Consider the following 19,936-nt stretch of genomic DNA (forward strand, 5'->3'; position numbering starts at 1 on the left):
CGTGGGCCTCGGGCGCACGGGCTCCCCGGCCGAGTGCCGCGGCCCATGGGCACGGTTCCGGCGCCCGAGACGGGCCCGCGCCGAAGCGCGGGCCAGCCTCTTGCTGGGGGATGAAGTCGGGGGCCGTCAGTAGCGTCCGCCGCGTCCGCGGCCGCGTCCGCGACCCCGTCCGTAGCCGCGTCCGCGCCCGTATCCGCGTCCGCGCCCGTATCCGCGTCCGCGTCCGAAGTCCCGGTCGCCTCCGCCGTAGTCGTTGTCCCCGTCTCCGTGGCCGAAGATGCTCTGAATCTTCATCTTCGTCTCCTTCGCAGGATTCTGAGGGTGCCGCTCCTTGCTCCTGCAGCGGCACTACCGACACTACGACGACCCTCTACGGCCAACAACTCGTGGGAGCCGCAATCCGGGACGGGATTCTTCGCGGCCGTGATTTCTCGGAGCTGCTTCCCGACTTCTTTCGCCGGAGAAGGTTGTTTCCTCTTGGAATCCAGGCGAATCGGCATTTCTGACGATCGAGCCGAAGGAAGCCGCGTCGCCGCCTGTTCGGTGTTCCGGTGAACAGGCGGCGACGGTGCCGATACGATCACGTTTCTCTGACCGGTTCGGGCGAGAGGACACGATCCGTATACCCCCTCAGGGGCATATGACCACGCGGCCCCGTGTTCCGTTCGCGAGGGCGACATAGGCGCCCTTGCCGTTCTCCAGGCCGTACCGGCCGGTGACGGGAAGCGGCCGGAAACTCCCTCGGTCGAAGAACGGCCTGAGCAGGTCGAGGCGTGCGCCGCTCTGCGCGGCGTCGAGCCGGCGGCTGTCGCACCCCAGGATCCGCGTCTCGTTGTGGTACAGGTCGACGAGGTCGATCTCCGCGGTCCGCGTGCCGACCGAGGAGATCACCACCAGTCGGCCGCGGTGTGCCAACGAGGCCAGCGCCGCCGGTGTGGTGACGCCTCCGACGGCGTCGTACACCACATCCGCGCCCTTGCCCGCCGTGAGGCGTTCGACCTGCGCTCCGACGTCCTGCGGGTCGCCGTCGAGCGCGACGAAGGCGTCGATGGACGACGCGGCGGGTGTGTCGTCGGCAGGCTGGACCCGGTCGATGCCGATGACACGGGCGCCGAGAGCACGGCCGATCTGGGCCACGGCGCCGCCGACCCCACCCGAGACGCCGAACACCGCGAGGGACTCCCACGCGGCCAGCCGTGCCGCCTCGACGGCACCGAGCCAGCCGACGACGAAGTTGACCCCCACGACCGACGCCTCCTCGAAACTCAGCCGTTCGGGTTTACGGGCCAGGGCCGTTGTGGGGATCGTGAGATACTCCGCGTGCGAGCCGTCGCGCGAGAAGCCGATGTCCCCTCCCGTCCCCCAGACCTCGACGCCGGCCCATTCGGGTGGTCCGTCGACCACGACCCCGGAGAAGTCGCGTCCGGGCGTGCGGGGAAGGGTCGTTCCCTCCATCCGGCCGGCCACGTTCTTCAGGTCCGAGGGATTCACCGAAGCGGATCTGACGGCGACGACCGCTTCGCAGTGGTGCCGTGCCACGGGGTCGGGGACGTCGGTGACATGCAGGACATCGGGATCTCCGAAACGACTGAAACGCAGAGCACGCATCACAAGCCTTTCCAGGAATTCGCTCAACTGGCCAACGGGGTGCGGGATGTCGTACAAGCGGGGACGGAGGCCCCGCCCAATTCCGGAAGGAATCCGGTGCGATGGCGGTGGGATGTACTCGTTTCAGGCCATTGATTTCGTGTGAAACTCTTTTTTTCGAACATCAGGGACTCCTTTGCCTGGGTGTCAAGTCCGAACGGCCGGTTATGCGGGGCCGTTCATCTTTTTCTCCATTATTTTCGGTCCGCGCCGACGGGTGGGGCGCCGTTGCGTCTTCGGTGACCATGGAATACGGGAGAATTTCCGGCCGTGGAGAATTCGTGTCATGGGCGATCGGTGACGGTGCTTCGACGGCGAGTGAGGGGCGGAAGGGGCGTGCCGTCGGCCTGGGTGCCGCACAGCCGATGGGTGAGTACGGTACGGCGGGCGCGCAGCCGGTCCAGGGCGAACGCCGCGATCACCGCGCCCACCATGGGCGCCACCAGATACACCCACAGGAAGGCGAGCTCGCCGGACGCCACCGCCGGACCGAACTGGCGGGCGGGGTTGACGCTGCCTCCCGAGCTGGTGCCGAGCAGGGCGATGGCCGCACCGATCAGGAATCCGACGAGCCAGGGAACGGCGGGGGCCAGCCGGGGGGTCTGCAGGAAGTACCCGACGAGATACACGATGACGCCCATGCCGGCGGCCTCGGCCGCGAACAGCCAGCCGTCCGTCCAGCCGGAAGCGGGCCGCAGCACGGCGTAGAGGACCGGGGGCCGCCCGACCACCGGTCCCCACACGGCCCGGGCCGCGAGCACCCCTAGGAACGAGCCGACGAGCTGTGCCAGGACGTAGGGGGCCACGGACACGCCGGGGAAGACGCCGAAGCGCCACATGGCGAGGGAGATCGCGGGATTGATGTGCCCGCCGGAGAGCCGTCCGGGCCGGCTGAGGATCAGTCCGGCGAGGAGCAGACCGACCGCCGCCCCGACGATCAGCAGCTTGAGGTGGATCCCGGGAACCGCGTCGGAGAGCGCGGAGGGACCCATGACCCAGCGCACGATCGTGGTGACACCGAAGAGCAGCACGAAGGTCAGGAGACATTCGAGAGCGCTGCGCCCCGCGACGGCCGACGGCGTCGGGGGGCCCTTTCCCGGTGGGGCGGGCGGGGCCGATGCGCTGGACGAGGCGGGGTCGGTGGTCATGGCCGCGATCACCTCCGGACGGTGTGGGGGACGAGGCGTCTTTTTTTGGGGGGTCAGGCCGGAGGGCTCTTGCGGGCGGGCAGGTAGTGGGTGACCTTGAAGGGGTGGTCGGGGTCCACCAGGGACCGCGCGCGCTCCTCGGTCTCCCGGTCGAAGCCGGTGAGACGGCCGCTGTGCTGCCGAAGGTGCTCCTTCCAGGAGGCCACCAGGAAGACCTCCAGGTACGTGTCGGGATCGGTGCCGTCCCGGTAGAGGTCCCAGCTCACCGCGCCGGTGCGCAGCCGTGAGCGGCCCATGGCCCGCATGGACTCGATGAAGAGATCGGCGTTGTGGGGCGGTACGACGTACTCGATGGTGACGAGCACCTGTTCGTCGTCCTCCGCGGGCTCCAGCACCATGGTCGGAGCCGCCCAGTGCATCGAGACCGAACGGTCCAGCGGCGAGTCGGGTACGGCGAGCATCAGCCCCGCCAGCGACGCGGCCGCGAGCGCGACGGCGGCGATCAGCAGGGTCGGCACCAGGCCGACCCCGTCGGCGGCCTTGCCCCAGACGGCGGCACCGATCGCCATTCCGCCCTGGAAGATGGTCAGGTAGAAGGCCAGGGCCCGCGCCCGCACCCAGCCGGGCGTCGTCACCTGCATCTGGGCGTTGAGCATGGACAGCACGCCCACCCAGGCGACCCCGGAGAACACCAGGACCAGACCGACGACCCAGGGAACGCGTACCACCGCCAGCAGCGCCAGCGTCACCGCGAACAGGAGCCCTCCGGTGGCCAGCGCGGCATTGCTCGACCAGCGTCTGCGTACCTGGGGCAGGAGGGCGGCCCCGAGGACCGCGCCCACGCCGACCGCTCCGAGGAGCAGACCGTAGCCCCCGGCCCCCATGCCCAGCCGCTGCCGCGCGACCACCGGCAACAGGGCCCACAGGGCGGCGGCACAAGGGACGAACAGCAGCGACCGGCCGAGCACCCGGCGCACCCTGGGCGCGTTCCGCACGTAGCGGTTCCCTGCCCTCAGGGCGGGGAGGATCCGTTCGGCCCCCATCGGGTCGGGCTCGGCCCGGCGGTGCCAGGTCGCGAGCGCGCCCAGGGTGACGAGGAACGACGCCGCGTTGACGGCGAACACGGTGGCGGTGCCGGCCAGCGTCACCACCAGGCCGCCGAGGGCCGGACCGATGGCCCGGGCGAGGTTCATGTTCACGCCGCCGAGGGCCGCGGCGGAGGGGATCTGCTCCCTCGGCACGAGCTCCGGCTGGATGGCCTGCCACGCCGGGTTCATCAGGGCGGTGCCGCATCCGAGTACGAAGGTCAGGGCCAGGACGCCGTAGGAGTCCATCCGCCCCAGCGCGGTCAGCGCGGCGAGCAGCCCGGCGGCCGTGAACATCAGGACCTGGGCGGCCAGCAGCAGTTTTCGGCGGTCGACGATGTCCGCCAGGGCGCCGGCGGGGATGCCGAGCAGGAGGACGGGGAGGCTGGCCGCTGTCTGGACGAGGGCGATCAGCCCGGCCGACCCCGATTCCTGGGTGATCAGCCACTGCGCGCCGACCGTCTGCATCCAGCCGCCGACGTTGGAGACGAACTGCGCGATCCACAGGGTCCGGAACACACGCAGTCGCAGCGGCTGCCAGGTCGATACGGCGGCGGAGTCCGGAGCGGGCGGTTTCGCGCCGGTCGTCGTGCCACCGTCCCTAGGAGGTGTCATCCGTTGTCGCTCCCTGCGTGGGTATGGGGTGAGGCCGGACGGCGAGCCCGGTGCTCGTTCCCCGAGCACCGGGCCCGCGTTCCGCCTCAGTGCCCGGACAGCATGGCGCGGGCGTAGACGACTCCGAGCCCGTATGCCCCGGCGTGCTGCGTGACCACGTCCATGACCGGGTCGTAGGTCTCGGTGCGGCCCCAGTCGCGCTGCCATTCGAGCAGGGTGGTCAGCCAGGTCGTGGGCACGACGCCGTTCTGCATCATGCGCTTCACGGCGTTGTCGTGCGCGGCCACGGACACACCGCCGCACGCGTCGGTGGGCACATGCACCTCGTACCCCTGGTCCACGGCGGACAGGGCGGCGAGCGAGATGCACACCTCGGTCCAGAGTCCCGCCATCACGATCTTGGGGCGGCCGGTCGACCTGACGGCGTCGACCACCCGCTGGTCCTCCCAGCAGTTCATGGTGGTGCGGTCGATGGGCTCGGTGTCCGGGTACACCTCGGCCAGCTGCGGAAGCAGCGGCCCGGAGAAGCTCTTGGACGCGACCGTGGTCAGGACGACCGGCACGCCGAACACCTTGGCGGACTTGGCGAGCCCCACGGTGGCGTTGATGATCTCGCCCCGGTCGGCGTTGGTCGTGCCGAAGAACATCTGCGGTTGATGGTCCACCATCACCAACACGCTGTTCTCCGGGCTGAGGAGCGACTCCGCGGGGTCGGCCTTCACGTTCTGGGTATTCACCACGATGCTGAACCCTTCGTCTGAAACCGTGTCTGCGCGGCGGACTGCCGCGGCCCGGTGGCGCGTCGGCGGCCGGGAGTGACGGTTCGTCGGCCCGCTACAGGACGAAACAGGCGTCGAAGATCTCGGAGGGGCGGGTGCCGTCCCGGGCGAAGCCCTGGGCGATCCTCCACTGCCGGTGCTCCTCGGACTCGGCCACGGCCTCGACCAGCGCCTGCGCCTGCCGCACACCGGAGGGCGGGGTGGGGGCCACCGTCCGGTGGTAGCCGCCGAAGCAGGCGACCGGGCTCCAGGACGGCTCCACTCCGGGCAGCGGAGCGGCGAGACCCTCGAACTCCCCGGCCGCGTAGACGATGCGGCCGCCGACGACGGTCAGCAGGGACTCGATGTGGGAGATGTCCTCCTCCGGCACCGAGAAGAAGTCCTCGGAGAGCACCGCCAGATCGGCGTAGTAGCCCTCCTTGAGGATCCCCTTGACGTCGCTCTCACCGCTGAGTTCGGCTCCGGCCGCGGTGTACATGCGGAGCGCGGTGGCGCGGTCGATCCGGTTCTCCGGGGACGCCAGCTGCTGCCCGCCGATACTGCGTCCGCGCACCAGCCACTCCAGGGAGAGCCAGGGGTTGTAGCTGGAGACGCGGGTGGCGTCGGTGCCGGCGGCGACCGTCAGGCCGGAGTCGAGCATCTGGCGGATCGGGGGAGTGTTGGCGGTGCGCGCGGCGCCGTAGCGTTCGCTGAACGCGGTTCCCTGGAACATCATGCGGTTCTGGATGGACAACGCGCCGCCCATCCGCGCGATGCGCTCGAGGCCGGCCTCGGACACGGTCTCGGCATGGTCGAAGAACCACGGCACACCACGGGGGAATCCGCCGTCCGCCGCGACCTTGTCGAAGACGTCGAGGTTGGCGCGGATCGTCTCGTCGTAGGTGGCGTGCAGCCGGAAGCCCCAGCCGTTGTCGAGCAACAGGCGTACGGCCGACTCGAGTTCGCCGTCCGCCTGATCGGGGCGGGTCGGCCGGGGCTCGGTGAAGTTCTCGTAGTCCGCCGGCGACCAGGCGAGGTTCTCCCCCGCGCCGTTCAGCCGCAGCCACTCGTCGCCGTCCCCGGGGCGCACCATGCCGATCCACCGCCGCAGGTCGTCCAGTTCCTGCCCCGGGGTCTGCGGGAAGAGGTGGTAGGCGATACGCATGGTCAGCAGGCCCTGTTCGGCGAGCTTCGTCACGGCCCCGTAGTTCTCGGGGAAGTTCTGGAAGCCGCCGCCCGCGTCGATGGCGCTCGTCAGTCCGAGCCGGTTCAGCTCGTGCAGGAAGTGCCGGGTGGAGCCGATCTGTTCGTCGTCCGACAGTTTCGGTCCCTTGCCGAGCGTGGCATACAGGAGTCCGGCGGCCGGGGCGGCCAGCAGCATTCCCGTGGGCTCGCCCGAGTGGTCGCGGACGATCTGGCCCCCGGGAGGTGCCACGGAGTCCTTGGTGAAGCCGACCGCCTTCACCGCGGCATGGTTGAGGATGGCCGACTGGTACAGGTGCAGCACGAACACCGGGGTGTCGGGGGCGGCGGCGTTCAGCTCCGACACGGTGGGCAGCCGCCGCTCGGCGAACTGCTCGCCGGTCCAGCCGCCCACCACCCGCACCCACTGACCCTTGGGCGTGCGCGCGGCCTGCTCGCGCAGCATCCACAGACCGGTGCGCAGCGAGGGGACGCCGTCCCAGCGCAGCTCCAGCAGATAGTTCAAACCGCCGCGGATCACGTGCAGATGGGAGTCGTTGAGCCCTGGAACGATCCGGCGGTTGAGGGCGTCGACCACCCTGGTCCGCTGTCCCACGAAGGGAGCGACGTCCGAGTCGTCGCCCATCGCGGTGATACGCCCGTCGTGTACGGCGAGGGCCGAGACGGCGGGGCGTGCGCGGTCCCCGGTGAACACACGGCCGTTACGGATGATCAGGTCGGCCGGCTCCCGTGCCTCGGGGGCGGGGGAAACGCCGTCCACTGGCATGACGTTGATCATGAGAACGCTCCATGGCCCCGGGGCCGGGAGGCTTGCTCCCACCCGTCGGCCGGTCGGTACTCGGCTGGATCAGGTACGGCACGGGCCGGCCCGCGGACCGGTCCTGCCGCAGGGCTGGTCGCCGCGGCTGTCGACTCCGGCGGTGGCCGCCCTCACGGCGGGGACGGCGTCCGTTCCCGGGCGGGCCGTGTCGTGGCCGGTCGGCCGGTACCGGGCCCGTCCGGGGATTCGGCCGCGGAGGACGGGCGCCCTGCGGTGACGACGGTTGGGCTGGCGGCGATGCGCACCGCGTGGCACGGTCCGAGCGGGTAGTCCATGGGATCTCCGAACTGTGTCCGGGAGAGGCCGAAGCCGTGAGGAGGGACCCGATGCGTCCCGGTTCGGAGGCTAGTTACGTCGCCCTGGGGCGGCATCTCGATCTCGCGCACCGGTGGTCGTACGGTTCCGCGGCCGGCCGTACGGTCAGCCGCCCGGAAGGCCCTGGGACGGAGGAGGTGCGGCGGCCGTGTGCCGAACGGCCTCGCGGGCGGGGGCGGTCGGGTGAAACCCGCGGGCTCCGGTGTGCGGGCTCTTCGATCGGGGGCCGCGGGAGAGGAGCGTGGACCGGTCGGGTGACCGGGTGCCCGGCCCGGCTCGTCAGCCCGCTCCGTGCAGCAGGCGGCAGAGTTCGGCCTCCACGTCGAGGTCGTCCGCCTCCCGGCCGGCCGGAACCAGGTGATACGTATGGGCCAGCCAGTCGGTCACCACGCGGAGCGGGGCGGCGAGCCGGGCCCGGCCCGCCGGGGAGGAAAGGGCGAGGTTGAGCACCATCCGGTGCCCGGCGCCGCTCGGCCAGAGGCGTATGTCCCCGTCACCGGTCGGCCGGAGGACACCGTCGGCCAGGAGGTCGCGGGCGAAGGTCCACGTCACCGGTTCTTCGGTACCGGTGTGGAAGGCGAAGGTCACGGCGTACGGATCGTCCGATCCGTAGCGCAGGGAAGCGGGCACCGTGACGTGCTCGCCCGGGGCGAGCACGAGTTCCATGTCGAGCGACTTGTCCAAGTGGTGGGCCATGGCCTGATCAACTCCTGGGCACCGGGGGCGGCTGCACCGCCGCGCAGGGGCGGCGGCGCAGCTCATCCCGGGATCAGCGGAAGATGTGGTGGCCGAAGCCGTGCGGAAGGCTGGTCACCACGGTCCACGTGCCGTGGACCGAGTGGTAGAGACGGTGGCCGTCGTAGCGGTAGTGGCGGCCGTGGTCGTCGCTGTACCAGCTGCTGCCGGTGCGGTACCAGGTGCGGTAGCCGTCCCAGCGGTGGTCACGGTCCGAGCGGCTGTCGCGGTCCGAGCGGTGGTCACGGTCCGAGCGGTGGCCGTTGTGGCCGCGATCGCTGCGGTCGTCGTCCCATCCTCCGTGCCCGCTGGTGCTCACGGGGTGAGAGACGGACGCCGCTCGCTCGGCCGCGGGGCGGGGTGCCGCAGAGGCGGCGCCGGTGCCGGCCAGGAGCGCGCCACCGGCGATTGCGGTGGCGACGGCCGTGGCGGCGATCCGCCGTCCGATCATGCGGTTCAGCATTGTTGTTCTCCTTGCTCCTTCCGCGACCGCAGGGTCGGCGGCCGCGGAACTCATACCGGGTTGTCCGGGTATATCCGAACCCTACGCGAGATCTAGTTGAATGTTGAACGGATGCCTCATGAGGTATTTCACCTGATCGATAAGGGGAGGAAGGGAGTAAATAGGGCGGCCAGGGTGTCTTGCGGGAGCGGGCCGATGACGTGTCGACGGGTGTGCTGTCGTCGGGCGTGGCCGACGGCCGCACGTCGGCACGCGTGGTGTCGGCCGGTCCGGCGGGCTCTGCGCGAGGGTGTTCCCGGATGCCCGCGTCGTGGTCGCGCAGGCGGTGAACTCGCCTGTCTGACAGGCGAGCTGGGACATCCGGGTGGCTTACGACCTCGTTCACGATTGGCAGCGGCGTCGCGGTGTCTGGGACCTCCGCCTCCGGCGTTGTCGTCAGTCACCGACGCTCCGCGTCGACTCCCACCTCCGCCTTGGATTCGAAGGCCCCAGACGCCGCTCCTTCCCCCACTGCCAATCGTGGACGAGGTCGTTACCGGTCCGCCTGGGTGCGAAGACGTGGCGGGTGAGCGGCCGGTTGCCCGGGGGAGTGGAGGCTCGGCGGGGCACCCCTGGGAGGTGCGTGGAGCGGTTGTGCGCCGTATGTCGTCCGCCCTGCGAACGGGCGCGGGGCGCCTGTGGTTGTCGCGCGGTGAAGCGGGCGAAGGGTGCCGGTTGTTGTCGCGCGGTGAAGCGGGCGAAGGGTGCTGTGTGCGGCCCGAGCGGTGGTGCGGGGGAGGAGCGTGCCCGTAGGGGCGTTCGGTGTGTCCGGCGATGTGCGCGCCGGACACACCGCCGCGGGGATGGATGTGGGGGTATCGCGTCAGGGCGTGGCGTCGAACGCGGACTTGCCCTGCTCGGTCAGGAGGCCGGAGCGCCGCGAGGATCGGGCTCGCCCCACGACGGCACGTCGAACGCGCCCACGCCTGGCAACACGCCCCCGTGGCCGCCGAGTTCGAGCTCGACGGCAGCCCGAGCGGCACTAGTGCTGCGACCGGAAGGGTTCACCGGCTCGCGGCGTCCGGCACGGCACGTCGCCGCGTTGTCGCATTACCCGGCTACGTTCCGTACGAGGGCGATCCTCCGCCCTGCGACGCACCGCACCGGACGCCGCGAGCTTCCCGGCAAACCTTTCCGGCCACAGCACCAGCTCCTGCCCCGCGCCGTAGCAGCACCGGCACCGTGCCGCTGCCGGGGGCCCAGGGTGGTCAGGCGCGTACTCGGGGCACCGGTGCGTGAGGGCGCCTCCGGCCACGCACCGGCCCCTGGACGCACAGCGAGCAGGTTCGGGGACCACCCGGCTCAGAAGCCGCCGACCTCGTGGGCGAGGATCTCGCCGTCGCCCATCTCGACCGCAGCACCCCCTCCGACGCACAGATCACTGCCCTCGCCCCCGACGGCACCACCCTGATGGACACGCGGCCACGCATGGTGCCGCCGCGCTCCAAGGGCGTCCCCGACGACGTCGTCGACCCGGCCGAGGCCGCCGGCGAGATCCGGGCGGCGCTGGGCGGGAAGACGCTCGTCGTCCGGTCGAACGCCGACTTCGCGGGTGATGGGCCGCCCCCCGAAGAGGAATGCGGCCCATCAGTCCTGCGGCCTGCGGTGATCGCGCCGGAGACCGCGAAGACCACCGCGCAGACCAGTCGTCCGCGATTCGCAACGACGATCGAGGATTCCTGCCCTGCGGCCTGAGCGGGTAGATCCGCCCGCCCCTCGGGGTGCTGTGAACAGCCCGGGAACTCCACCGGTCCACCGGCCGGGCTGATCCCGCTGCCCCGGCGTCGACAGTGTCGTGCCGGGGCAGCCGCAGCCGTCAGGTTCCGTCTTCCGCCGCCACCGGCTTGGGGATCAGGAAGGACGCCACGGTGGCCAGGCCCAGCAGGACCACGCCCGCGATCATGCCGGCGACATAGCCGTCGGTCGATGCCGGGTCGGCGGGCTGGAAGGCCGTCTGCACCGCGTAGAGCGCCGCGAAACTGAGCCCGGCCCCGAGGTTGAACGCACCGGCGTTCAGCCCGGGCAGGAATCCGGGGTTCTCGCGCGGTGACAGCACGATGCCGAGGCCGTTGAGCACGATGTTGCCCACGCCCGCGTAGGTGATGCCGACCAGGAGCGAGGCCACGAGCAGCAGGGCACGCGACTGGCCGCCCAGGGTGACGATCATCAGGACGACGGAGGCGGCCGCGCCGACCAGGCCCAGACGCAGGATACGGCGGTAGCCGAAGCCGGCGGCGAGCCGGCCGGCGATGGGACCCATGGCAAGCCCGGCCAGCGCGTACGGCGTGAGCGTCCACCACGCGGACTGTTCGGCGGACATGCCGAGCCCGGCGTGTGCGTCCTGGGCGAACGCCGGGATCAGCCCGTTCATGACGGCGAACACGCCGGTCATGGTGAGCACGGTGGTCAGCAGCGTCGCCCAGGTAGCGCGCTGTCGCAGGTGCCGGGTGGCGACCAGCGGGTGCCCGCTCCTGTCCTCGGTCCGCCAGAACAGGGCGAAGGCGATCGCGGCCACGACGACAAGGACGGCGACGAGCGGCCAGTTAGCGGCGCCGAGCTTGCCGGCCTCGTTCAGCGCGATCAGCAGTGCTCCGACGGAGACGACCAGCAGTGCGACGCCGGGCCAGTCCATCCGGGATGCGGCGGCCGCCTTGGTCTCCGGTGTCATGGTGGCGACCAGGACCGCGGCGATCGCGGCCACCACGGCCATCACCCAGAACACCGAGGCGAAGCCGTGCTTGTCGGCGAGGAACCCGCCGACGAGGGAGTCGACACCGGCGATGCCACCGTTGACGGCGGTGATCACGCCCAGCAGGGTGCCGTACTTCTTCGGCTCGGTGACCTCGACCCGCAGCATGATCAGGCACAGCGGCACCGTCGGCCCGGACACGCCCTGGATGATGCGGCCGACGAACAGCATCGGCACGTTCTGTGCCAGCGCGGAGACCACGCAGCCGACCGCCATGAGCACCATCATCGCGACCAGCACCCGGCGGCGGCCGATGATGTCGCCCAGCCTCGGCAGGAACAGCGAGAACAGGGCCGCGGAGGTGAAGAACGCGGTCTGGGTGAGCCCGATCTCGGCCGAAGTAGCGCCCAGGCTGTCCTCGATGCTCTTCAGGGCCGGGCTGAGCATGCTGGCGTTCAGCTGGAAGGCGAAGCACGCCATGAGGAGCGCAGCGAGCAGCACGCCCACCCGGACCGGACGCCGGTCGGTGACCGGCGTCGGCCCGTCCGGGACGGCTTTGGTACTGGTGGAGACGTTCATTCGGCGCCGTCACCGATCCGCGTCAGGGCGTCCACGACGAGGTCCCAGAAGCGCTCGTGGTCGAGCTTGACGGCGACCTGGGTGTGGCAATCGGGCGGGGCGGGCGCCCGGAAGTCGGTCACGGTCATGCCGAGGGTCAGCCCGCCGGTGAGCTCGATGTCCACCGGGGCCTTGCGCACCGTCATGACGGTCGGGTCGATGACGTAGGCGACGGCGCACGGGTCATGCACCGGAGGGTGCTCGAAGCCCTGCGCCTCGAGGTAGGTGGCGCCGAAGAAGTCGAGCAGCTCGCCCACGAACGCGGCCGGCTTGGTGCCGACCGCGGCGATCTTCTCCCGCACCTCCGGGGTCGCGAGCGCCTGGTGGGTCAGGTCGAGACCCACCATGGTGACCGGCCAGCTCTCGTTGAAGACGATGTGCGCGGCCTCCGGGTCGATGATGATGTTGAACTCGGCGACCGCGCTCCAGTTGCCCTCGTGGTATCCGCCACCCATCAGCACGACCTCGCGGACGCGGGAGGCTATGCGCGGCTCCTTGCGTACGGCGAGCGCGATGTTGGTCAGGCCGGCCGTGGGGACGAGGGTGATCTCGCCCGGCTCATGGGACATCACCGTGTCGATGATGAGGTCCACGGCGTGGCGCCGGTCCAGCTCCAGGGTCGGTTCGGGGAGCACCGGGCCGTCGAGTCCCGACTCGCCGTGGATGTCCGGCGCCGTCTCGATGGTCCGCACCAGCGGCCGCGGACTTCCCGCGGCGAAGGGAATCCCGGTGATGCCGGCGATACGCGCCACGGACAACGCGTTGCGCGTCACCTTCTCCAGAGTCTGGTTGCCGACCACGGTGGTCACGGCGACCAGATCCACGTCCGGGTTCCCGTACGCGAGGAGCATGGCAATCGCGTCGTCGTGCCCGGGATCGCAGTCCAGGATGATCTTTCTGGCCATCAAATGAGCCCCTTCGCTCAGTTGAACAGTTTGCGATGGATCTCGGCCAGCGCCGCAACAGGGCTGCTGCACAGAGTGCGCCGGTACGGTCCCCCGGCTGCCGTCGCGGTCCACGCCGGCATGCGGCGCCGACCCACGGGCGGGCAGCGGAACAGACGGGTACCGCGCACTCTTCCTTGATCACGCGGTGGGAAAACGTTGAGAAAACGATCTGGGAAATCGTTCTCCCGAGAACTTTGCGCACCGACGCCCACGATGTCAATGGGTGAAGTCTTATCTCACGTTGTGACCCGTTTGGGACAGCGGATCGCAGCCTGGGCGCGGGGAGCGACCGGTGATAACGTTTGCCAACTCCCCGCAGGCATCCGCCCGCTTCACGCGGCCGGACCAGAAGAACAGGGCAGGCGATCCGAAGTGGCGGAAGTAACACTGCGAGACGTGGCTCGACTTTCGGGCTGTTCCGTCGCCACGGTGTCCCGGGTGCTCGCCGGCAGCCGGCCGGTCGGCGCGGAAACGGCCCGGCGGGTACGTGCGGCCGTCGACAGTCTCGGCTACCGGCCCAACCACGTGGCCCGCGCGTTGCGCAGCCGCTCGACAGGCACCATCGGCCTCGTCCTGCCGCAGATCACCAACCCGTTCTACCCCACTCTGGTACGGGAGCTGACGCGCGCGCTGCACACCCACGACCGTGCCGTGATCCTCGCCGACTGCGACGACGACCCGACGACCGAAGCGGCACGGATCGACGCCCTGCTGGCCCGGCAGGTCGACGCCCTGCTTGTCGTCCCGGTCGACGAGAAACGCAGCGTGGCCGCGGTGACCGCCGCAGCGGCCCGGGTACCGCTGGTACTGCTGGACCGAGGTTGCGGCCCCGGCGTCGCCGACTCCGTGGTCGTCGACAACGCCGCCGGCATACAGCTCGTGCTGGACCACCTCGCGGCCGCGGGGCGTCGCCGTCCGTGCTTCGTCGGCGCTGCGGGCACCGCCTCGGCGGCGGTCGAACGTCTCGCCGCGTACGAGTCCGGCGTCGGCGCACTGGACCCGCGGGCGCCCGGACGTGTCGAACTCGGTGAATTCTCCGTCGAGTGGGGGCGGGCCGCGGTGGACCGGGTGCGCGCACACCGCCCGGACGCCATCGTCTGCGCCAACGACCTCATCGCCATCGGTGCACTGCAACGACTGCGGCAGCTGGGAGTGGACGTCCCGGGCGAGATTGCCGTCACCGGCTTCGACGACATCCCCATGGCGAGCCTCACCGACCCCGGCGTGACCACCGTCCGCCAGCCCGTTGCCGAACTGGCCGCGGAGGCCGCCCGGTTGCTGGACCGGCGGCTGGCCGGCGAGAAGACAGGACCGAGCCGCACCGTACGCCTCGGGCCGGAACTCATCGTCCGCGGCTCCAGCACGACGGACTGCAGCGGTCCGGCCGACGCCGCGCCCGGCGCCGATGCGGCATGGGCCCGGGAGCCTGCCGGAAACCCGGCGTCATGACCGTGGTCGGCGTCCGGGGCTGACCGGTCGTCGGCCAGGCGCCCCGATCCGCGCCTCCACGCACCCGGCACGCCGCACCGTGTGTCGTCCCGTCGGTGCCCCGGCGGGACGACGGTCGGGCATTCCCGGTTTCGTCACAGGACGGAGATTTCCTCCGCGCTCGGGTAGGACTCCTGCGCGCCCTGCCGGGTGACGGCCACCGCACCGACCCTGACGGCGAACGCGGCGGCCTCGGCCAGTTGCTCTCCCAGGCCGAGCCGCCAGGCCAGGGCGGCGGTGAACGCATCGCCCGCCCCCGTCGTGTCCACAGCCTCGACCTTGGGGCTCGGCACGAGTACGACGTCACCCGTACGGCCATCGGCGACGAGCGCGCCCGCCGCACCCAGCGTGACCACGACCGACCGCGGGCCGAGCTTCAGCAGTGCCCGCGCCCACTCCTGAGGCGTGGCGCCGGCGGCTTCCCCCAGCATGTAGCGCGCCTCGTGCTCGTTGACGACCAAGGGGTCGCAGACGGCCAGCACGTGATCGGGAAGAGGTGCGGGCGGGGACGGGTTCAGAACCAGCCGGGTATCGGGGGAGATGGCCCCGGCCACCTCGGCAACCGTCTCCAGCGGAATCTCCAGCTGAACGGACACGACCCGCGCCGCCTCGAAGAGGGGGCCGGCCGCCCGGACGTCCTCCGGGGTCAGCCGGGCATTGGCGCCCGGCGACACCACGATGCTGTTGTCGCCGGAGGGGTCCACGGTGATCAGCGCGACTCCGGTCGGCGCCCCGCCCACGAGGACGCCTTCGGTGTCCACTCCGGCGGCCCGCTGCGATTCGAGCAGCAGGCGGCCGTGGGCGTCGTCGCCGACCCGTGCCAGCAGCGCAGTGACGGCCCCGAGGCGCGCGGCGGCCACCGCCTGGTTCCCTCCCTTGCCGCCCGGGTGGACGGCAAGATCGGAACCGAGCACGGTCTCACCGGGTGCTGGCCGGCGTTCGACACCGATGACCAGGTCGGCGTTGGCCGAGCCCACAACCAGCAGGTCGTACTGGTGGTGGTCGTTGACGTGCATTGTTCCTGCTTTCCGGGGTCGGACGCCGCTCAGGCGCTGTTCTGGAGAAGTCCGCAACATTCTTCTCGGTGACTACCTTGAACTGGCACCTCGGCCATGCTATCGACCTGCTTTCCCTCTGCGGCTCGCACCGCGTTCCGCACAGCGTCGGCCCAGTTCCTCCGGCCGCGACTCCGGCCGCCTGCGCCTCCGCCCGGGCACACGTCTCCGTCTGCGTGAAGAAGGCGTCGTCGATCGGAGAACTCCACCATCTCCCGCCGGGCGACGCCCGGTTCGCGCGCCTTGGTCTTGCCCACGTCTTCGACGCGCAGCAACTCGTCCTGAGTGCTCACGGGCTGCTCCTCCGGTTCGCCGCGGGTTCGCCGCACGAGCTGCGTACGACAAGGCGGGCAGGAAGGGTGACGGACTGCGGGGAGCGTCCCTCGACGATGTCGACCAGGGTGTGCACGGCGGCGCGGCCGAGTTCGCCGGTCAGCTGGGCGATCGCCGTGATCGGCGGATCGGTGTGCAGGAACCACGGGATGTCGTCGAAGGCCGCCAGCCCGATGTCCTGCGGGACGCGCAGCCCGCGCGCCCGGATCGCGTCCAGCGCGCCGAGTGCCATCAGGTTGTCGGCGGCGAACACGACCTCGGGCGGTTCGGGAAGCGCCAGAAAGCGCTCGGTGACACGGCGTCCGCTGGCGACCTGGAAGTCGCCCTGGCCGATGTAGCTGCCGGGCAGCGCGAGTCCGTGCTCTCGCATCGCCTCGCGGAAGGCTTCGACTCGTTCGTCGCTCGTGGTGGTGGCGGCCGGGCCTGCGATGATGGCCAGCCTGCGGTGGCCGAGGCGGTGCAGGTGGGCGACGAGGTCCCGGATGGCGGCGCGGCCGTCGGTACGCACCACGGGCACGTCCACGCCCCGGATCCAGCGGTCGACGAACACCATCGGTGTGCCGCTCGCCGCCGCGCCGGGCACGAACGGCGAACTGCCGTCGGCCGGGGAGACGAGGAGCCCGTCTATCCGACGGTCGAGGAGCGTACGGATGTGATGTTCCTGCAGGTCGGGGCGTTCGTCGGCGTTTCCGATGATGACGCTGTAGCCGAACGAGCGGGCCTCCTCCTCGACGAAGCGCGTCAGTTCGGTGAAGTACGGGTTGAGCACGTCACTGATGACCAGGCCGAGAGTGTGTGTCTGATCGGTGCGCAGCGAACGGGCGACGGCATTGGGCCGGTAGCCGAGCGTCTCGACGGCGGCGAGGACGCGTGTGCGCGCGTCGGGGCTGACGGAGGGATGGCTGTTGAGAACGCGGGAGACCGTGGCGACGGACACACCCGCCTCGGCCGCCACATCCTTGATGCTCGCCATCTTCCTGACCACCTTCTTGCGGTTCCCGTGGCCTCGGAACCAGCGACTCACCGTCATGAAAACGATTACACGGACGATTGGAATCGATTACGTGACTGAAAACAAGACCTCGCCCGGCAGTCGAGATCAGATCGTGACAAGCGCCCGCCGCATGTGCGGCATCGCAGCCCAGTCCATTCCTCTTCGCCTTCCGGATCGCCCACGCCAACCACCCCAAACCACGCCGACGTTCAGATCAGGCCCGGGAGCGTTCGTAGACGGTGGCCCAGGGCCTGAACCCACTCGGCATCTCACGCCACTGGGCACCGGACCGGAATCGCCCCGGCATCATCCCGCCGTCCGCCGAGGGAGCGAAACCCTGGCAGTGGGCGGCGGCCCCGAAGTGAAGGGCTGCTTCCGTGTGCCGCGGCACACCTGCGCCCCGATCATGCTGGAGGTGGCAGAGTCTGTCGTGACCTCGGCACGGCGGCTCGGGCACTCCTCGCCGACGATCACCCTCGGTTTATGCTCACTTCATGCCGGAGGTCGGAAGCGAGAGGCGAACGGTCATGGGTGGACTGCCGGGGAGGCAGCGGAATCCGCATGTCGTTCGAAACTCCCCAGATTCTCCCCAGAGCCGTCGACGGGCGATTCCTGCTGCTGCGTCTCTCCGAGTCGGTCGTGGATTGCAAGGCTGAATAGATGGGTTGCCTGGGAAAATGCTGAAAGAGGTCACTGCGACCCGCTATGTCACGCCCTTGCGCGAAGGCGGCTCGCTCCCCGGGATCGTCGAGGCCGACGACCTCGGCACCTACGTCATGAAGTTCACCGGCGCCGGGCAGGGCCGCAAGACGCTCGTCGCGGAGGTTGTCTGCGGCCGGCTCGGGCAGCGGCTCGGGCTGCGCGTTCCCGAACTCGTACAGATCCAGCTCGATCCCGTCATCGGGCTCGCGGAACCCGACCAGGAGGTGCAGGAGCTCCTGAAGGCCAGCGGCGGGCTCAACCTCGGGATGGACTTCCTGCCCGGGTCCATCGGATTCGACGGGCTCGCCTACCAGGTCGATTCCCGGGAAGCCGGACGCGTCGTCTGGTTCGACGCGCTGATCAACAACGTCGACCGGTCCTGGCGCAATCCGAACATGCTGGTGTGGCACGGCGATCTGTGGCTCATCGACCACGGTGCCACCATGATCTGGCACCACAACTGGCCCGGCGCCCAGGCTTCCGCCGCCAAGCCGTACGACGCCTCGGACCACGCGCTCGCCCCCTTCGCGCCCGACATAGCGGCGGCGGCCGCCGAACTCGCGCCGCTGGTCACCGAGGAACTGCTCACCGAGGTCACGGCAGAGGTCCCCGACGAATGGCTGGTCGACGAGCCGGGCTTCGACTCCACGGACGAACTGCGCCGCGCCTACGTGGCGGCGCTGCTTCCGCGCGCCGCGACCATTCACGAGCGGATCACGATGGACGGGCCCACGCCCGCCAGGCCGTCGCAGGCGCCCGGCTGGCTGACCGGGGACAGCCCCTGGCCGTACCCCACCAGGAAGAACGACGAGGACGGCACCGACATGAACGGCGAGGACGGCCACCGGTGAGCGAGCGCGATGTCTTCGAGTACGCCCTGCTGCGCGTGGTGCCACGGGTGCAGCGCGGCGAGTGCTTCAACGCGGGCGTCGTCGTCTACTGCCGTGCGCGGGGCTTCGTCGCCGCCCGCACGCATCTCGACGAGGCCAAGCTGGTGATGCTGGATCCCGCCGCCGACGTGGCCGGTGTACGGGCCGCACTGCACGCGGTCGAGGGTATCTGCCAGGGCGGCGCGGACGCCGGTCAGGCCGCCGGTGACGACGCGGGCCGCCGCTTCCGGTGGCTGATCGCCCCGCGCTCCACCGTGATCCAGCCGGGCCCCGTGCACAGCGGACTCACCGCCGACCCCGCGGCCGAGGTGGAGCGGCTGCTCGACCTGCTGGTGCGCTGAGCCCTCCCCGCTCCTTCGCCTCCGCCACGCCGCTGCCCGGCCCGGCGCACGGCGCCGCCCGGAACACTCGCCCGCGGTGTTCCGGGCGGCGCCGAGTCATGTGACATGCGCCCCTGCGGCCGTGGGCCGTTGACACCGGGTGCCGGGGCTTCTAGCGTCTCGTCTGCTGAAGGTACTAAGCGGTCGCTCAGTCATGGGAGGTCCGGCGCGACGCGAGGTTCGCGCCGGGCCCCCGACGTCCGCTGAGCGGCGATCCGAGGGCGAGGAGAACCAAGCATGTCCACCACCGAGCAGCGTGTCGCCATCGTGACCGGAGCGGCGCGGGGCATCGGCGCCGCCACCGCGGTACGCCTGGCGGCCGAGGGCCGGGCCGTCGCCGTACTCGATCTGGACGAGGCGGCCTGCAAGGACACGGTCGAGAAGATCACCGCGGCCGGGGGCACCGCGCTCGCCGTCGGCTGCGACGTGTCGGACGCCGCCCAGGTGGAGGCCGCGGTCGCGCGCGTCGCCGCCGAACTCGGGGCCCCGACGATCCTCGTCAACAACGCGGGCGTGCTCCGCGACAACCTGCTCTTCAAGATGTCCGAGTCCGACTGGGACACCGTGATGAACGTGCACCTCAAAGGTGCGTTCCTGATGGCCAAGGCCGTCCAGAAGCACATGGTGGACGCCGGGTTCGGCCGGATCGTCTCGCTGTCCTCCTCCTCCGCGCTCGGCAACCGCGGCCAGGCCAACTACTCCGCCGTCAAGGCCGGCCTGCAGGGCTTCACCAAGACGCTCGCCAAGGAGCTCGGCAAGTTCGGCATCACCGCCAACGCCGTCGCCCCCGGCTTCATCGTCACCGAGATGACCGCGCAGACCGCCGCCCGGATCGGCATGGGCTTCGAGGAGTTCCAGGCCGCCGCCGCCTCCCAGATTCCGGTCCAGCGCGTGGGCCGCCCCGAGGACGTCGCGGGTGCCATCGCCTTCTTCACGGGCGACGAGGCCGGCTTCGTCTCCGGACAGGTCATGTACGTCGCCGGCGGACCGCTCAACTGACGCGGGGGACCGA

General features: G+C 70.6%; 17 protein-coding genes. 5 read left to right on the forward strand and 12 right to left on the reverse strand.

Annotated elements, in window-relative coordinates; translation table 11 throughout:
- Positions 1–126 precede the first annotated feature (126 nt).
- The 8 genes from ACFYY6_RS22715 to ACFYY6_RS22750 form a co-directional block, all read right to left on the reverse strand.
- Positions 127–294, reverse strand: a complete 168-nt coding sequence (locus ACFYY6_RS22715) for a hypothetical protein (RefSeq protein WP_351518761.1) — start codon at positions 292–294, stop codon at positions 127–129.
- 336 nt (positions 295–630) lie between these two features.
- Positions 631–1,608 carry a zinc-binding alcohol dehydrogenase family protein gene (locus ACFYY6_RS22720; protein WP_351518759.1) on the reverse strand — a complete coding sequence of 326 codons (978 nt, stop codon included), beginning with the start codon at positions 1,606–1,608 and terminating at the stop codon, positions 631–633.
- 323 nt (positions 1,609–1,931) lie between these two features.
- Positions 1,932–2,795, reverse strand: a complete 864-nt coding sequence (locus ACFYY6_RS22725; protein ID WP_351518758.1) for an aquaporin — start codon at positions 2,793–2,795, stop codon at positions 1,932–1,934.
- Positions 2,796–2,848: 53 nt separating this feature from the next.
- Positions 2,849–4,495 (reverse strand): MFS transporter, encoded by a 1,647-nt coding sequence (locus ACFYY6_RS22730; RefSeq protein ID WP_351625657.1) that lies wholly within the window; start codon positions 4,493–4,495, stop codon positions 2,849–2,851.
- Between the two features lie 86 nt (positions 4,496–4,581).
- A complete protein-coding gene (locus tag ACFYY6_RS22735) occupies positions 4,582–5,235 on the reverse strand; it encodes a hydrolase (RefSeq protein ID WP_389194819.1) in 654 nt (217 codons plus the stop codon).
- 94 nt (positions 5,236–5,329) lie between these two features.
- The gene (locus ACFYY6_RS22740) at positions 5,330–7,234 is read right to left on the reverse strand and encodes an amidohydrolase (RefSeq protein ID WP_351518754.1); all 1,905 of its coding nucleotides are present in this window, start codon (positions 7,232–7,234) and stop codon (positions 5,330–5,332) included.
- Between the two features lie 636 nt (positions 7,235–7,870).
- Positions 7,871–8,287, reverse strand: coding sequence for an SsgA family sporulation/cell division regulator (locus tag ACFYY6_RS22745; RefSeq protein ID WP_389194822.1), 417 nt, complete (start codon positions 8,285–8,287; stop codon positions 7,871–7,873).
- A gap of 73 nt (positions 8,288–8,360) precedes the next feature.
- Positions 8,361–8,789, reverse strand: coding sequence for a hypothetical protein (locus tag ACFYY6_RS22750; RefSeq protein WP_351518752.1), 429 nt, complete (start codon positions 8,787–8,789; stop codon positions 8,361–8,363).
- 1,359 nt (positions 8,790–10,148) lie between these two features.
- On the opposite strand from ACFYY6_RS22750, the gene ACFYY6_RS22755 reads away from it, so the two are divergent.
- Positions 10,149–10,523 (forward strand): hypothetical protein, encoded by a 375-nt coding sequence (locus ACFYY6_RS22755; RefSeq protein ID WP_351518751.1) that lies wholly within the window; start codon positions 10,149–10,151, stop codon positions 10,521–10,523.
- Positions 10,524–10,644: 121 nt separating this feature from the next.
- Here ACFYY6_RS22755 and ACFYY6_RS22760 read toward each other — a convergent pair whose 3' ends face one another.
- Positions 10,645–12,096 carry an MFS transporter gene (locus ACFYY6_RS22760; protein WP_351518749.1) on the reverse strand — a complete coding sequence of 484 codons (1,452 nt, stop codon included), beginning with the start codon at positions 12,094–12,096 and terminating at the stop codon, positions 10,645–10,647.
- Positions 12,093–13,040, reverse strand: a complete 948-nt coding sequence (locus ACFYY6_RS22765; RefSeq protein WP_351625672.1) for a nucleoside hydrolase — start codon at positions 13,038–13,040, stop codon at positions 12,093–12,095. Before ACFYY6_RS22765 ends, ACFYY6_RS22760 begins: the two co-directional genes overlap by 4 nt.
- Positions 13,041–13,478: 438 nt before the next feature.
- Between ACFYY6_RS22765 and ACFYY6_RS22770 the strand changes: the two genes are divergently transcribed.
- Positions 13,479–14,531, forward strand: coding sequence for a LacI family DNA-binding transcriptional regulator (locus tag ACFYY6_RS22770; protein ID WP_351518746.1), 1,053 nt, complete (start codon positions 13,479–13,481; stop codon positions 14,529–14,531).
- Positions 14,532–14,665: 134 nt separating this feature from the next.
- Here the strand turns inward: ACFYY6_RS22770 and ACFYY6_RS22775 are convergent, their stop codons facing one another.
- Positions 14,666–15,586, reverse strand: a complete 921-nt coding sequence (locus ACFYY6_RS22775; RefSeq protein ID WP_351518745.1) for a ribokinase — start codon at positions 15,584–15,586, stop codon at positions 14,666–14,668.
- A 328-nt stretch (positions 15,587–15,914) separates the two neighbouring features.
- Positions 15,915–16,931 (reverse strand): LacI family DNA-binding transcriptional regulator, encoded by a 1,017-nt coding sequence (locus ACFYY6_RS22780; protein WP_351518744.1) that lies wholly within the window; start codon positions 16,929–16,931, stop codon positions 15,915–15,917.
- A gap of 698 nt (positions 16,932–17,629) precedes the next feature.
- Here ACFYY6_RS22780 and ACFYY6_RS22785 point away from each other — a divergent pair.
- The 3 genes from ACFYY6_RS22785 (at position 17,630) to fabG (ending at position 19,923) form a co-directional block, all read left to right on the forward strand.
- Positions 17,630–18,505, forward strand: a complete 876-nt coding sequence (locus ACFYY6_RS22785; RefSeq protein ID WP_351625684.1) for a HipA family kinase — start codon at positions 17,630–17,632, stop codon at positions 18,503–18,505.
- Complete coding sequence (locus ACFYY6_RS22790; protein WP_351518741.1) at positions 18,502–18,885, forward strand: DUF3037 domain-containing protein; 384 nt, start codon at positions 18,502–18,504, stop codon at positions 18,883–18,885. Before ACFYY6_RS22785 ends, ACFYY6_RS22790 begins: the two co-directional genes overlap by 4 nt.
- 276 nt (positions 18,886–19,161) lie before the next feature.
- Positions 19,162–19,923 (forward strand): 3-oxoacyl-ACP reductase FabG, encoded by a 762-nt coding sequence (gene fabG / locus ACFYY6_RS22795; protein WP_351518740.1) that lies wholly within the window; start codon positions 19,162–19,164, stop codon positions 19,921–19,923.
- Positions 19,924–19,936: the final 13 nt, after the last annotated feature.

The organism is Streptomyces sp. NPDC001750, from assembly GCF_042892615.1.
Lineage (GTDB): Bacteria > Actinomycetota > Actinomycetes > Streptomycetales > Streptomycetaceae > Streptomyces.

What these genes read in the sequence shown, in the direction of transcription:
- ACFYY6_RS22730 (WP_351625657.1), bottom strand. Translation starts at nt 4,495, where the DNA reads ATGACACCTCCTAGGGACGGTGGCACGACGACCGGCGCGAAACCGCCC.
- ACFYY6_RS22715 (WP_351518761.1), bottom strand. Translation starts at nt 294, where the DNA reads ATGAAGATTCAGAGCATCTTCGGCCACGGAGACGGGGACAACGACTAC.
- ACFYY6_RS22720 (WP_351518759.1), bottom strand. Translation starts at nt 1,608, where the DNA reads ATGCGTGCTCTGCGTTTCAGTCGTTTCGGAGATCCCGATGTCCTGCAT.
- ACFYY6_RS22740 (WP_351518754.1), bottom strand. Translation starts at nt 7,234, where the DNA reads ATGATCAACGTCATGCCAGTGGACGGCGTTTCCCCCGCCCCCGAGGCA.
- ACFYY6_RS22765 (WP_351625672.1), bottom strand. Translation starts at nt 13,040, where the DNA reads ATGGCCAGAAAGATCATCCTGGACTGCGATCCCGGGCACGACGACGCG.
- ACFYY6_RS22760 (WP_351518749.1), bottom strand. Translation starts at nt 12,096, where the DNA reads ATGAACGTCTCCACCAGTACCAAAGCCGTCCCGGACGGGCCGACGCCG.
- ACFYY6_RS22780 (WP_351518744.1), bottom strand. Translation starts at nt 16,931, where the DNA reads ATGGCGAGCATCAAGGATGTGGCGGCCGAGGCGGGTGTGTCCGTCGCC.
- ACFYY6_RS22785 (WP_351625684.1), top strand. Translation starts at nt 17,630, where the DNA reads ATGCTGAAAGAGGTCACTGCGACCCGCTATGTCACGCCCTTGCGCGAA.
- ACFYY6_RS22725 (WP_351518758.1), bottom strand. Translation starts at nt 2,795, where the DNA reads ATGACCACCGACCCCGCCTCGTCCAGCGCATCGGCCCCGCCCGCCCCA.
- ACFYY6_RS22775 (WP_351518745.1), bottom strand. Translation starts at nt 15,586, where the DNA reads ATGCACGTCAACGACCACCACCAGTACGACCTGCTGGTTGTGGGCTCG.
- ACFYY6_RS22745 (WP_389194822.1), bottom strand. Translation starts at nt 8,287, where the DNA reads ATGGCCCACCACTTGGACAAGTCGCTCGACATGGAACTCGTGCTCGCC.
- ACFYY6_RS22750 (WP_351518752.1), bottom strand. Translation starts at nt 8,789, where the DNA reads ATGCTGAACCGCATGATCGGACGGCGGATCGCCGCCACGGCCGTCGCC.
- fabG (WP_351518740.1), top strand. Translation starts at nt 19,162, where the DNA reads ATGTCCACCACCGAGCAGCGTGTCGCCATCGTGACCGGAGCGGCGCGG.